This window comes from Methylomonas montana (assembly GCF_030490285.1).
Taxonomy (GTDB): Bacteria; Pseudomonadota; Gammaproteobacteria; order Methylococcales; family Methylomonadaceae; genus Methylomonas; species Methylomonas montana.
This window is the reverse complement of sequence record NZ_CP129884.1, coordinates 2,292,985-2,307,191: the sequence shown is the minus strand read 5'-3', so window position 1 is coordinate 2,307,191 and position 14,207 is coordinate 2,292,985. Positions and strand designations below refer to the sequence as shown.

The 14,207-nt window shown below is 47.7% G+C and carries 8 protein-coding genes and 1 tRNA gene; all 9 read right to left on the bottom strand.

The window, feature by feature from the left end; translation table 11 throughout:
- Positions 1 to 23: 23 nt before the first annotated feature.
- Positions 24 to 2,423: a hypothetical protein gene (locus QZJ86_RS10740; protein WP_301938852.1), complete on the bottom strand. Its 2,400-nt coding sequence runs from the start codon at positions 2,421 to 2,423 to the stop codon at positions 24 to 26.
- 268 nt (positions 2,424 to 2,691) lie between these two features.
- Positions 2,692 to 3,567 (bottom strand): glycerol kinase, encoded by an 876-nt coding sequence (locus QZJ86_RS10735; protein WP_301938851.1) that lies wholly within the window; start codon positions 3,565 to 3,567, stop codon positions 2,692 to 2,694.
- Between the two features lie 32 nt (positions 3,568 to 3,599).
- Positions 3,600 to 6,557: a UvrD-helicase domain-containing protein gene (locus QZJ86_RS10730; protein ID WP_301938850.1), complete on the bottom strand. Its 2,958-nt coding sequence runs from the start codon at positions 6,555 to 6,557 to the stop codon at positions 3,600 to 3,602.
- Between the two features lie 123 nt (positions 6,558 to 6,680).
- Positions 6,681 to 7,016, bottom strand: a complete 336-nt coding sequence (locus QZJ86_RS10725; protein ID WP_301938849.1) for a hypothetical protein — start codon at positions 7,014 to 7,016, stop codon at positions 6,681 to 6,683.
- A complete protein-coding gene (locus tag QZJ86_RS10720) occupies positions 7,000 to 8,046 on the bottom strand; it encodes an integrase domain-containing protein (RefSeq protein ID WP_301938846.1) in 1,047 nt (348 codons plus the stop codon). Before QZJ86_RS10720 ends, QZJ86_RS10725 begins: the two co-directional genes overlap by 17 nt.
- 1,716 nt (positions 8,047 to 9,762) lie before the next feature.
- A complete protein-coding gene (locus QZJ86_RS10715; RefSeq protein ID WP_301938844.1) occupies positions 9,763 to 11,028 on the bottom strand; it encodes a tyrosine-type recombinase/integrase in 1,266 nt (421 codons plus the stop codon).
- A 175-nt stretch (positions 11,029 to 11,203) separates the two neighbouring features.
- A tRNA-Leu gene (locus tag QZJ86_RS10710) sits at positions 11,204 to 11,290 on the bottom strand.
- Between the two features lie 142 nt (positions 11,291 to 11,432).
- Positions 11,433 to 12,614 carry a pyridoxal phosphate-dependent aminotransferase gene (locus QZJ86_RS10705; protein WP_301938842.1) on the bottom strand — a complete coding sequence of 394 codons (1,182 nt, stop codon included), beginning with the start codon at positions 12,612 to 12,614 and terminating at the stop codon, positions 11,433 to 11,435.
- 107 nt (positions 12,615 to 12,721) lie between these two features.
- The gene (gene sbcB / locus QZJ86_RS10700; RefSeq protein WP_301938840.1) at positions 12,722 to 14,161 is read right to left on the bottom strand and encodes an exodeoxyribonuclease I; all 1,440 of its coding nucleotides are present in this window, start codon (positions 14,159 to 14,161) and stop codon (positions 12,722 to 12,724) included.
- Between the last annotated feature and the right edge of the window lie 46 nt (positions 14,162 to 14,207).

Here is a 14,207-nt window from a genome sequence, read left to right as displayed (position 1 = left end):
CGGTTTGCAGGAAGTGGAAGAATTTATCGAGCGGGAAGTGCTGTATGGCTCTCCGTGCGGTTCGTTACCTCACCGCACACTGCGAGCTGATCCGCTCTCTTAGAAGCGAGAGCTATATAATGATAAGGAACCACGTCATGGTCGATATTTTTCCCAATAACTAAACAATATCTTACATGCTCAGGCTCAAGCGCCATGTCAGCACCATTTTTTATGAACTCACTTTTACGCTGAATATTTTTGTCGTTATACAATACTACCACCATTGCAAATTCTGACGCTTCTGGTGGAATTAGAACTATTGAATTCTTGTGACCTTCTTTATCCCACATTCTTTGAACGCTTTTTTTCAGAGTTACTAGTGCTGCGTCAATTTTAATCTGATCGTCAGGAGAGAATCTATTTAACAAAACGCCAATTTCTGTCCATCTGGGTGTTGAGCGACGCTCAAGCTGATTAAATATTCTATTGAATAATGTAGAAGTTCGTGGTTTTGGCTTTTCAATAAAAATCCCATTGTCTTTAGAGTCATAATATCTATCAAGTGGCTCTGACATTTCACTTATTACAAGATGATCACAATTATCAGTATTAATGTTACCTAGATTAAATAACGTTGAAGCGTACAATCCCATCAAATCTAGTTCGCATCCAACAAAGTTAATTCTTCCTTCCATCTCTGTTCTTCGTTGCAAATAGTGGATGATCTGAACAGGGTGTTCTAAGAAATCAAATAATGTTTCGAAATCAGCAAGATTCATGGTTGGGCACGGGCAAAAATCCTTTGGCAACCATTCTGTTTCTTCAAATTTTAAAAAGCTAGACTGTATTGTTGCGAAATCCTCTAATGTTACAGAGAGTCTAATTATTTTATGTATGTTATTGAGATCAATCGGTAGTTTTTCTCTTAATTCGTCATTAATATCTGGATTCAGCCTGAGTTGATTTAGCCTATTTTCCAGGCGCGTCGATTGAATACTTGGCTCAACAAATAGTTCCTTGATATGGCGTTTAATTCTATCTGGGGCTCCCCGTAATGCGGGCTTAGTAATTCTTTGTGATTTTGCTTCGATAATTAGCAAATGAGAGTCAATCATGGTTATTAAATCGGTCTCATATTGATCATTACCTAATCGCCATGTTAATCCAGAAACAGTAGTAGACTCAGGGAATCTTCGCTTTACAATTTCAACTATTTTGTTTTCAAGGTACTGAGCCCTTCTTTCGTGAAGATCATCCTTATTTAGGCTTTCAATAATTTCATCAAAAGAAGCTAGTACAAAGCTGAAAAATAATTGGGGCACTGGGCAAAAATACAAGTTGCTAGTTTTCACTACAGGCTTATTCCAAATTGGATTGTCTAGAAAGAGATATCCTATTTCGTTACTAGATAATGCCCCCGCGCACAAAGAAAAATAATCAAGAATTTTAGATATGTTTTCACGATGTATATTAGATGCCTCTGATATATGTTCTTCATTAAAATAAAAACAAACTGGCAATCTGAGATCGTAATGAGACAAAATCAAGAAAAACAGTTTTTGTACCGATAAGCCAGAAATTGCTTCTGAACTCAAAAGTTCATCTACTTCTTTTTGTCCTTGTCCAATTATATGATGATATTTTTTTACCAGTTCTTTTTTATTATTTATCTTTTTTAATTGTTTCAGAACTGTAAGTCTTTCAGTCAATCTTTTCTCTATTGTCCGCACCATGAAGTCAAAAACTACAATTACTTCACTAGCTCTAAATCCTAAATGATTTAATAGCTTTTCATCGAAATAACTATATAGCTCGGTTGATATGCACTTTACTTGAGAATAAAACCCCCAGTTTCTAACCGATTGAGTGTGATTTCTTATCCATTCTTGAACTTCATTTACGGCTTTTTCTTTAGAGTTTAAATCAAATCTTTCACTAGCGAATCTACTGAAGGTGAAATCGCGACTAAAATACTTTAAAGCATTAATAGTGCCCTGTATAACATCTGGAGTTGGAGGTTGTTTTCCCCATTCGCTTTCAGGCATTTTTAATATGAGCGCCTGAAGGATTTCGACGTGTGATTGATTAAAACTATCTTCTCGCTCCTTGTATTGCACTCCTTGGTCTCCAGCACCAACACTCAAGCAATCGCCTGATACAATCGCCAAGACAGTTATTGGATCATGTTTAACTAATATATGCTGTATTTCATTCAATCTCTCTTGATAACTAGTTTTTGATTTTGCACCAATATCGTCTATTAACTCTCGCCTCATTTCATCTGTAAGATGTTGGAAGGGTGAAAAGTTTGCTAAAACAGGTGTAGATATTCCTATAGGTCTGGGCTGTTCTTTTTCGGCTTTGATACTCAATCTAGTTTTCTTTATTCTCAATTTCTCTCTTTTCTTCAACGCCCGCTTGGCCTTATTGTCTCTGCTCATTACATGTCCTAAGTCAAGATATATACCAGAATAATTTTGCAAATAAAGTGCACTGCATAAATCGCATACTCGATGACTCGGCTTTTAAATTTACCGACATACTATGCAATGACACAAGAAAGCAAGCTTTATCGATAAAATACAGGTTTTGAAGAAAAATATTCTTTTGTTATTAAAAGGTTGGCTTGGTGATTTGAATATCATTTTTCTCAACTCCATTGATGCCGCATTGAGACTACGCGATAAATAAATCAATCCACAGTATCATTTAATACGCCTGCACCCCAAACTTCAACAACAACCTCGGCAAAATATCATCCAAATTCAACACGTCCTTATCAGTCAATTCAATCAAATTGAAATTGTACTTATTGTAAATGGCGAGTTTTTCCTGTTTTCGGGCTAGATATTTGGCGTCGTTATCGTATCCCCAGAATTCGATATAGACTTTGCCGGTGGGGATGTAAAAGTCGCAGTACATTTCTTCTTCGATCGGCAGTTTGCGTTCGTAGGCGTGGACGATTTCCGCCATGTACAACCAATTGTCGATCAGCATTTCCGCCTTAGAGCGGACGAAGTGGTAGTCGGTGGTACGGTGGGTGGCTTCGAATTTGTGGCGGAAGCTGTCCATTTTGTCGGTGTCGGTCTTGGGTTTATCGACACCTTTCATGTTATCGACATTGTCTTTCAAGGCCCGGTTGCGGGTGATCTTTTCCGGCCAGCGCACGTAGGGAATACCGGAGCGGCTGTCTTCGCCTTGTTCGGCGCCCATCGCCAATCCTTGTTCGGTGACCAGCCAGCCTTTCAAGCCCTTTTTGATCCAGCCGAGTTCTGAAAGGATGTAGTTCATTTTGTTGGCAGACAGTTCAAAGTGTTGTCCCAACACGGTGGCGGTTAGCAGCTTAGCCGCTTCCGCTTTGGCTGCGGCGGTTGGCAATTGGAAGTCCTCGGGCCAGGCGACGTATTGGCCGAATTTACCGGTCAGGTAGACACCGCCGGCAGCCGTGCCTGCGTCGGTTAACTGCCATTTGTCTTCTTGCTTTTCGATTAGGCCCAGTGCAGTCAACTGCCCAAACATTAGCTCTTGGGACATGCCGCGCAATTTGGCCAGTTGGGTGGTGGATAGGCGTTTCTCGTCACTCATCTCTGTAATTCTCTAGTTAGATTGGATCAAGTTTAGACCATGCCCGGAGTCGCTCGAGCGGCGCTGACTGGTGATTTAACCTTGGCGGTCTGTAGATCAATAAATTGCTCGGTATGTGCACAGGAAAATGCTGCGTTTTTCCGGTAATGCGAGCAGCCCCAAAATTGGCCATGCGGTCCTTTGCGCAACACCATGGCGCCTTGGCAACGTGGGCAGATCGGTTCGACAAAGTCGCAACGACGATTTTCACAAACGCGAAAACGACCCTGGATTTTCAAGCTGCCGCCACACCACTGACAAGCCCGCTCTGTGTGATTGCAGAGTGGATATTGGTTGCAGCCAAAAAAGCTGCCGTACTGGCTATCTCGGGGTACCATCCAGCCGGTTTTGCAGGCTGGACAGGGAATATCGGCGATCTGTTCTTGAAAGCCGGGCCCGGTAAATTCGTCGATACTGACGGCATAGTCGCCGTCGACTAACTCCCTGACGAATGGCGATGGGTTGAGGCCGTTGGTGACTAAATACACGTGATGTCGTGCCCGCGTCAGAGCCACGTAAAACAGTCGGCGCTCTTCGGCATGCGCGAAGGCTTCGGCTTGAGGCAGCAATAATTCCAGCAAGGGGTGGGTGGCTTTTTCCGACGGAAAGCCGTGCTCGCCCTTCTCCAAACCAAACACGATCACGTAATCGGCTTCTTTGCCTTTGGAGGCATGTACCGTCATGAATTGCAGTGATAGCTGGGGATAGCGGCGCTTTAAGGCGGCGACATCGGGCCGTTTGAAGTTAAAGCGTGCAAGCATTAACACACTGGCGGATGGCTTGGCCTTGCTGGCGATGGCATCGAGTGCCGAATGGATGCCGGTCAAATCCTGATCGGTTTTGATGAGGGATACAGCCGGCTGTTCGACAAGCCGCAGGCTACGAATCTGCTTGTCGATCTGGCTGGGGTTTTGGATGACGAAGCGTGACGCCACTTCACCGATTTTGTTGTTGAAGCGAAAGGTTTGATCCAGCACGCTGGTTGCCGTGTCGCCAAAGTGGGCTTGAAAGTCTTTGGTCAGTGCGACATCGCTGCCGGTAAACCGGTAGATGGACTGCCAGTCGTCGCCAACGCCAAATAAGCTGGCTTCCGCTTGCTGTGCCATCAAGGCTTTTAGCAAGCGTGCCCGGCTTGCAGAAATATCTTGAAATTCGTCCACCAGCAAATATCGGTATGGCGATGGAAAACGGCCGGATTCGACGTAGTCGATGGCGCGGCCAATCATGTCGTCAAAATCAATGGTGGCGTTGTCGCGCAACCGTTGCTGGTAGGCTTGGTAGATCGGTTCGAATAAATGCGCGGCGGCGCGCATGCGTTCCTGGTCTTCATGCTTGTCCGCCTTCTCGACCAGTTGTTTGATGCTGAGGTAAGCGGCTTTGAACAAGCTGAGGATTTGCGCCATCAGTTTGCTGAATTCCGATACTCGGCCCAGTTGATTCAGTTGGTCGAGTAACTCGTTTTGCGGCAAGGGTTTGAACTGAACCCCGGCAGCTTGTAATTTTTCGCTGAGTACTTCGGTCAATCGCCCTTGTTGTTTCAGGTAGCTGAAGGTTTCAATCAGCGGTGTTTGATATTTTGCGTGTAGCGCCCGTTTCCAGGCGATGCCAGCAAGGTAGTTTGTTTGGTCTATAAAGGGCGGGGTTTGATTTAGTTCGTTAACGGCAAAGTATTCGATGTAAATGCCGTAAGCTGGTAGAAAGAAATCCGGTTGGTAGACGCGGTAATCCGGGCCGGAGGTGTTAACCTGGTAATTGGCCTCGTATTGATAAGCAATCCCTTGTCGATACAAGAAATTGGCAATCTCGCATTCCTCGTAGCTTTTGACGAGCTCGCCTTGCATTGTACGAATATCGTTTTCGAGGATGTAGGCATTGTAAGCGCCTAAACTATTGAAATTGAATTGGCTTTTGTAGGGATAGGCAAAACGTAGAAAATAGGTCAACAGCCGCGAGCGATAGCGTTCATCTTCCAGCAGGCTTTGAATTTGACTATCGACAAACGCAGCACGCAGGACGTCGTCTTCCGCCATTTTGTCAATGGCCGGCCTAGCACCTTCAACCTGGCTAATGATGTCTAAACCCAGGCCATGAAAGGTTTTCACTGTCAGGTTTTGAATCCCTAATTTCGACCGGATGCGTTCGCCCATTTCATCCGCCGCTTTGCGGGCATAGGCCAGCATCAAAATTTGTTCGGGTTTTGCCAGACCAGCTTTGATTAAATAACCGGCGCGGCCGATCATGGTACTGGTCTTACCGGTACCCGCGCCGGCCAGCACCAGGTTGTGCTGTTCGTCGATGATGCAAGCCTTGCGTTGCGCTTCGGTCAGCGGGTTGGTTTCGACCTGATCAAAAAAATCCCTGAACAGCTGGGCTTGTCGATCGATAAACGCCTGATTGAAACAGCTGATCTGCTCATCCATGTTGTCTATTAACGGACGGACATGCTGATAGTCTTGATGCAACTCGCTCGGCAAATACTGTAAACCATCAGGACGCTTCAGACCCGCCGCTAACGTAGCATGGCGTTTAATCCAATGAGCCGCCAAGGCACGGCGAATATAATGCTGGCCGGAAAAGATCAATCTGGCTTCTTGGGCTGCTTGTATCAAGGCAGGGGCAAACTCTTGGTAGAAACGCTGGATGCGTTGATTGACGTGGCGTTTCATCGATACTTGTAACAATGCCGACTGCTTTTTATCGACGCCGCCAAAGCGTAAGGTCTGGCCATCTATTTGAGAAATCACCAACGTATTCCAAAACCAACCGGATTCGACGCCAATAGCTGGCTGAATACTCAGTACGTGGTGTTGATGTTTCTTTTGAAACTTGTCCGTCAACACCAGCATTTCTTGGTCGAGAGCAAAGGCGTGAAAGCGGCGATCGTTAGCAAACCACTTGGCCCATTGACTCAGTTGGTAACGTGGTAAGTGGTTAGGCGTTGGCGTCTGCATATATCCTTAATTTATTTAAATCCGCTTGCCGAGTCAGCACTACCAAGTAATGAGAGTGGCCAAAAAGACGAAACTAGCATTTTTAAGCCGGTGAAAGCAAAGTAAAAACAGACGCAAACGGATTTAGACCGTAACTGTTGAGGGCGATTTTGCATCCGTAATCGGTTTGGTATTACACAGTGGCTTTGGCGGCTGGCCCGGTTTATCGGTCCATTCCCAGATCACGCATAACGCCAGCCAATAGGCATGGGCGGTTTTCGGTGCCAGATCGCGGTGGGCTTTCCAGAAGTCAATGACATGACGTTTGCCGATTTCGTGCAGGTTATGCGGCCGTTCCGTCTGTTCGATAAATTCCACGAACTTGATCATGCGACCGACCTGCAAGCGGCGATGGGCTTTGGAACCCTGGCGGACATAGTGGTGGGCCAGAGCCTGGATCTGCTTAACCAATATAGACACGCACCACCTCCAGACGCTCATGGCCCAGCTCCTGCGAGAGGATGCTGCGGGCGCGTTGATCCAGTTTTTCTGCTGCTGCAAGATCGATGTTGAGTTGGGTGGCCATGTAACTGTGCCACATTGATGAGTCGATTGCTGTATTGATCGGCGCCTTTACGCCGGTTAATGCCTGGTAACGCTGCTGGGCATAGTGGTGGCGCTGGCCATGAAAACGGAATTGCTGCTGTTGTGCCTGGCGATAGCAGTGGTCACGAAAATCGACATAGCGCAGATTAGCGGGAACCATCGATTGTCCGTCCTGCAGGATGGCGGCTGTTTCCAGTGCCACCAAGGCTTCTACTGAGACTGGCACCTGGCGCTGTTTGCCGCCTTTGGTGCCGCTAAAGACGGTGATGCGGTCTTCCCGTTGTGCTTGGCGAAGTGCTTTTTGCGCATCCAGCAAGGCCGATTCCTTGAAACGCAGCCCCAATGTCCGTTGCAGATTGAGCAAGACGGCAATGCGTTTGTCGTCGACACTGGTTTGCAACTGGTCGTGCTGCGACTGTGGCATGGCTTTGCTGGATTCCGGGATGTAACACCGTTTTGGTATGCCGCAATCTCGGGTCGGACTGACCGTTTGCCATTCGCCTTGTGTGGCGGAGTTCATGATGCTGTTGACCGCCGAGACATACAGTTGCGCAGTCGAGGCTTTCAATTCGTTGCGTTCCACCCTAGCTTTCAACGCCTGGCCATAAGCAATCACCAGCTCGCGGTTAATCTCTTCCATGCGTTTGATGCCTTGGGTTTGTTCCAGCCATTTGGCAAATACCGACCAGCGCTCGGCGAGTGTGCCGCGCGTGGCGAAGGCCTTGCCCGATTGATGGGCGCAGGTTTTTCCTGCTCGGGTCAGATTGCGACTGCCAAGACCGAGATTGCGGCCTCGCTTTCGACTCGCCATCAATGGTTTTGGCGCTTGGTCATCAGGAGGACTGACACGCGCGCCTGTGCCAGTCTGGTTTACTTGGTATTCGTCAGGTCGATCGATTGGCATGGTTAACCTCCAGAAAAAAGTGGGCAACAGACTCCCTTGTCCAAAGCGGACTGGGACTGATTTCATGGGCAACGCCATGCGCATCAGCAGTCGGCTTTGAACAAGGGAGCCGGGGTGGCCTTGTTAAAACAGTTTTTCTTTCGTCATGAGCGGGGGACCCCGGCTCCAACCCCACTTTGGTATACAAGGCCAAACTCATGACGATGAGTGTTGACGCACGGGTTGCCTACCCGGCGGAGGTGTATACCCAGTGTGAGGTGCGCGGCTTATGACTCGCTGCGCGGGCGAGTAATTGGTGTCGGTCGATGACGAACTCGGGGTGCTGGCCAGACGGATTCAGCGTCCACCTGCGACGCTAAACTCGGCCCCTTACACGTTCGAGACAGACTGACCCGGCAAAACCCGCGGCTATTACGCAGGTATCCGGTTGATTAACTTGATGGAAATGCTTGAATCCCGTTCTGTTTCTGTTTTTTAGAAACGGCGAAACAGCGGGCTTGGGTTTTTACCGGAAGACGTTATGCAAACGTCCGGGTATGACTTTGAAGGGAATCCAGATCCAATCCGCGTGACGAAATCGGTTGTTACGCCGGCAAACGCGACTGCCGGTGGCACAGACCGATGTGAAAACGGGACGACGGGATTCTTAAGAGACGTTCAATCGCCTTGCTCGGGTGGGCAGGCAGTCGCCTGACGCCGATCCAGATCGGAACGATTGATATAAAAACCCTAGCTATAAGATTGCCACCACCGAAGCGGTCAAACGACCTTTCAGTTATCCATTTTGCGGAACCAGGGTTCCAGACAAAATTTCTGCGCGCCTGCAAACGCGCAATGGCAACACCGCCTTTCGAAACTCTACTCGCGCGGTCTATCGGTTTGCGCCATCAAGGCGCTTTGGATTACTCAGCGATCGGCAGACGATCGTTGATGAATTTATAAAATGCTTCACTATCGACAGCGACCGTACCTTTCATCAAGGCGCATTTTCCCTGCCGACCCAAATAGAGCGTTTTAAACACCCTATCTGCACCCAAAAATAGTTTTAAGCGTGGACGCATGACCCTAAGGCCCAACGGACACAGTATATCCAACGGCTTCACTCTGCCACCCAATTGGGCTATAAGTCGGTCTGATTCGTTTATTTATACTGTCGAATTCCAACAGTCTATGAAAATTTCATCCTGAAAAATTCTACGTGCGGGGCTATTTTGGGGCTAAAATTGAGCGATTGTCAAACAATTTTTTCATTATATTTCAATCGTTTAAATAAATATTTCAAGCTGGATGGCGTTGGATTTTACTGGACAATCCGGTTTCACAGGCCCGAATGTTTTTCGCGCCAACCGTCCTTGAAAATAGGGACTGCGCCAAGATCGGTTAATTCGATTTCGATGGAGACACAGACCTAAATGAACTGGATATGGTTTATAGAAATCGTCGGCTAGTAATACCGATAATACTTGGTAATCCGTCGACATGTCCTCTACAGCACACGCCAGATAAGGCGGTAACACCAGTAATACAAGTAATCCCATTTTCCAAACATTTGCGTAAACACTGAGCCATGCCTGGACAATCAAATGCCTGATGACCAAAATGATCAATAAAGAGCTTTTTTATCGATCAATCATTGCGCAGATTCTGATCGATAAAAACACCTTCCAGCATCTGTATGTCGCAACTATGCGCAACCTTTATCTGACATGAAAGCAATCATGTATTCAATGATTTACGGATTGGTATTACGTCTGCGCTTTTGCCGCTTTTCAGAGTATCCAAATAATCCGCCCAGGATTGCATCATTCGGCGGCGTTCGTCCAAATATTGGGCTCGATTGTAGACAGCTCTTATTTTGTCCCTGGGGGCATGGGAAAGTTGTCTTTCGATGGCGTCTGGACTCCAGCTCTGTTCGTTAAGCAACGTCGACGCAGTGGTCCTAAAGCCATGTGCCGTCATTACTTCACTGTCGTAACCCAATGTCTTGAGTGCAGTCATGATGGTGTTTTCCGACATGGGACGACCGTTACCACGACTCGAAGGGAATACGTATGGGTTGTTTCCGGTCAGGGGATGGATGTTCTTTAAAATCTCCGTAGCTTGGGTAGATAGAGGCACTATATGGTGAAAATCTGTTTTGGAGATGAATGGCCGCCATTCCTTCGATTCAAAATCAATATCGGACCAGAGCATTTTTCTGATTTCCCCCGGTCTTTGGAATAACAATGGAGAAATGCGTAACGCGGACTGCACGACAAATGTGCCTTGGTAGTTGCCGATGTCTCTGAGCAATTGTGCAACCAGTTTCGGGTCGATGATTGCTGCTCGATGTTTTACCTTTTGCGCGGGTATTTGCTTGGCAACGGGTTGAGCGGGATCGAACTCGGTTAAGTTGTGTACGATCGCATATGCAAAAATGGCACTAATCTCCGCCCGGAGCCGGTGCGCGGTATCCAGTTTGCCTGCTTCAATTAAAGGTTTGAGTGCCGCCAAAACTTCGGCAGATTTAATGCCGTCGATTGGCTTGTCACCTATGTAGGGGAAGATCCAAGTCGTGAGGCGATTTTTCTTTTTCGTCAGAGTGTCGGCTGTATTGGTATTGATGATGGAATCAAGCCATTTGCCGGTTATGTCGGCAAAACTATTCAGGATGGGTAATCCATCGCTTTTTCGCTCCTGATTGAGCTTTGCAGTTTTCTTGTCTTCTCTAACTTTCTTACGTCCTTCCGCAGGATCATTATCATTGGCAAGTTGTTCGCGGATTTCTGAAGCCTTTCGTCGAGCAATTTCTAGCGTTACGCCCGGATATGCTCCTAGGGCGAGACGCTTCCGTTTACCCTCGAAGGTGTATACAAATTGCCAAAGTTTAGAGCCGCCAGACTTGACCCACAGATAAAGTCCGCCGCCATCATTGATGAAATAATCTTTTTCTTCCGGCTTGGCAGCCTTGTAGACCGCGTCCTTATTGAGTTTTTCAGCCATCTTGCACGCCCCAGTGTGTACTTTTTCCGGAAGGTATCAGTGAGTACACGAAAAAATACACGATTTGGTGTGTACTTGGCTAGTTTTTGTTGGATTGCGTCGGACAATAAAAAACCCGCGAAGCCAGTAAACTTGCGGGTTTTTGGATTGGGTTGCACCCTATTGGATGCATGATTGGTGCCTCAGACCGGAATCGAACCGGTACGACCTTTCGGTCGCGAGATTTTAAGTCTCGTGCGTCTACCTATTTCGCCACCGAGGCCTTCTTACTGATGAAGTGCGAAGGCCGCGAATTCTATAACATTGTTTAAATTTGTCAATTGAAAATTGGCAAATTAATGCCGACCTGTCCGCTAGTGATCGAAAATTAACTAACCGAATTAAACCGCTTGTTTGATTCTAAATTAAACCGCTTGTTTGATTCTAACCAAGGCGTTTTCCAAATTGGCCATACTGGTGGCAATGGAGATTCTGATGTGGCCAGGGCAACCGAATGCGGAACCAGGCACTAACGCCACGCCGGCTTTTTCGATTAAGTATTCGGCAAACTCCAGATCATCGTTGATGCCGTCCAGTCTGCTCAATAGTTTTTCCACGTTAGGGAATACGTAAAAGGTGCCGTCGGTCGGCAAACATTCGATACCGGCTATGCTATTCAGTTCGGCAACGACATAGTCATGGCGTTTTTTAAATTCCACCATCATGGTGTCGATGCAACTTTGGTCGCCATTCAACGCTTCTTCGGCAGCGACTTGCGAGATTGATGTGGGGTTGGAAGTGCTTTGCGATTGAATGATGCACATGGCTTCAATCAACGGCGCGGGGCCGGCGGCATAGCCGATCCGCCAGCCGGTCATGGAGTAAGCTTTGGAGACGCCGTTCAAGACGATGGTGCGATCGTAAAAATCCGGATGGGCATTCAGGATGTTAACGAAATCGCCTTTGTTCCAGAGGATCAGTTCGTACATGTCGTCGGTGGCGATCAGCACATCCGGGAACTCGCGCAATACGTCACCCAAGGCTTTTAATTCGTCTAGGCTATAAGCCGCGCCAGTCGGGTTGGATGGGCTGTTGATCACCAACAATCGAGTTTTCGGGGTGATGGCCGCACGCAATTGCGCTGGCGTGATTTTAAAATTTTGCGCCTGGCCGGTTTCGATAATAACGGGTACGCCGTCGGCCAATAGCACCATGTCCGGGTAGGAAACCCAGTAAGGGGAGGGGATGATCACTTCGTCGCCGGAATTGAGCAGGGCCTGAGCCAGATTGAAAAAGCTCTGTTTACCGCCGCAGGACACCAAAATTTGATTGGGCTGATAATCCAAGCCGTTATCGCGTTTGAATTTCTCGATAATGGCTTTTTTGAGGCCGGCGGTGCCGTCGACAGCAGTGTATTTGGTAAAACCGGAATTAATGGCTTTAATGGCGGCCGCTTTAATATGATCCGGTGTATCGAAATCCGGCTCGCCGGCGCCCAGGCCGATAATATCTTTGCCAGCGGCGCGCATCGCGGCGGCTCTGGCGGTGATAGCCAGGGTAGGGGATGGTTTAACCGCTTTAACTCTGTTGGACAGTGTAATGCTCATGATTCCTCGGTAGAAAATTCACTCAAATGGCCTGCATTATACGGCATAACGCATAAATCGCTTTGTTCCTGAAAAGAACTACTGAATTTTCAATCAGCAAAGAATCGTCAATTCAACAATTTTAAGCGTTGTTCTTCAGCATAATCCGCAAGCGCTTTCAATATCGCTTGATCCGCGCCAAGTTCTTCGCGCATTGCCGCAATTTTGGCGGTGAACTGCTCCAGGTTTAGGTAGCCATCCGTAGCCACACTGTTTAGCTTGTCTCGGCAATATTGTTGCCAGAGTTTGGCGTCTTCCTGTGACAGAGTATACGGATAATTTCGGGCGCGATAGCGAAACAGCATTTCAGGCAGACGGGCGTCGTCGAAATCGGCATCAAATTCGGTTAGCTCAGTAGGTCTGGCTTGTCTGATCTGGGCCATGATCGCCTTGTCGTTGTTGCTGAAAAAACCGCCGCTGTAAATCATCAAATCAGGATCGCTGGGAGAATCGTGGTATTTGCGCGTAAAAATTTCGGCGAGCTTATCGGCCAGAGGTGGCGCGGTCTGAATTCGCTGCAAGTTGGATCGACACAAGTCCAAATCAAGTTGCAAGCGCTCGGCGTCGGCCGGCCTTACCACAGACAAGGGTGCCAACACAGGAGCCTTATTGATATGCACAGTCTTTAATGGGATTCTGGCAACACCTTCAGGCAACGCGTCGCTGGCAACAAATAGCCTTTGCTGGATTTCCTCTGCGGTTAGCTCCAGCAAAGGTTCGGGACAGACTGAGAGATCGTAAACGATAATTTCGTTGCTATTCGTCGGATGCTGCGCCAAGGGCAATACCACTGCAAGACTATTGTTACGTGCGGCAAAACGGCCGGAGACATGGATTAACGGGGCAAAACTACCAAGTTGCAATAGTTTTAAAGCCGCATTTTTATGCCGGTTATTCAACAAATAGTCGAATAGCTTCGGTTGGCGTTGTTTGACCAACTTGGCCATCGCAATCGTTGCATACACATCGGATAACGCATCATGCGCCGCTTCATGGGCAATGCCGTTGGCCTTGGTGAGTTCTTCCAACTTAAAACTGGCAACGCCGTCGGCATTCAGCGGCCACTCGATGCCTTCCGGACGCAAAGCTTTGGCGGCACGAACGATGTCGATAATATCCCAGCGGGAATTACCGTTTTGCCATTCGCGAGCGTAAGGATCGTAAAAATTGCGATATAGCAGATTGCGGGTCACTTCGTCGTCGAAGCGGATACTGTTGTAACCCACGCCGCAGGTGCCGGGTTCGGCGAGTTGCCGACTAATCATGCTGGCAAACTCAGCCTCGCAGACGCCTTTTTCAAGGGTGAGTTGCGGCGTGATGCCGGTAATCAAGCACGCTTCCGGATGCGGCAAATAGTCTCCGGCGGACTGGCAATACACCATGATAGGTTCGCCGACGATATTGAAATCGTAATCGGTGCGGATGCCGGCGAATTGACAAGGCCGGTCGCGTTGCGGATCGATACCGAAGGTTTCGTAATCGTGCCAAAAAAAAGTCGCTGTGGTCATCAAATGCTCAAAAGAGGGAAGGGGTGTCGGGAAAATTTCCGCAAAC

Bases quoted from the DNA above. Each gene is read 5' to 3' on its own strand.
- QZJ86_RS10740 (WP_301938852.1), bottom strand. From the start codon at position 2,423: ATGAGCAGAGACAATAAGGCCAAGCGGGCGTTGAAGAAAAGAGAGAAA.
- QZJ86_RS10735 (WP_301938851.1), bottom strand. From the start codon at position 3,567: ATGAGTGACGAGAAACGCCTATCCACCACCCAACTGGCCAAATTGCGC.
- QZJ86_RS10730 (WP_301938850.1), bottom strand. From the start codon at position 6,557: ATGCAGACGCCAACGCCTAACCACTTACCACGTTACCAACTGAGTCAA.
- QZJ86_RS10720 (WP_301938846.1), bottom strand. From the start codon at position 8,046: ATGCCAATCGATCGACCTGACGAATACCAAGTAAACCAGACTGGCACA.
- QZJ86_RS10715 (WP_301938844.1), bottom strand. From the start codon at position 11,028: ATGGCTGAAAAACTCAATAAGGACGCGGTCTACAAGGCTGCCAAGCCG.
- QZJ86_RS10705 (WP_301938842.1), bottom strand. From the start codon at position 12,614: ATGAGCATTACACTGTCCAACAGAGTTAAAGCGGTTAAACCATCCCCT.
- sbcB (WP_301938840.1), bottom strand. From the start codon at position 14,161: ATGACCACAGCGACTTTTTTTTGGCACGATTACGAAACCTTCGGTATC.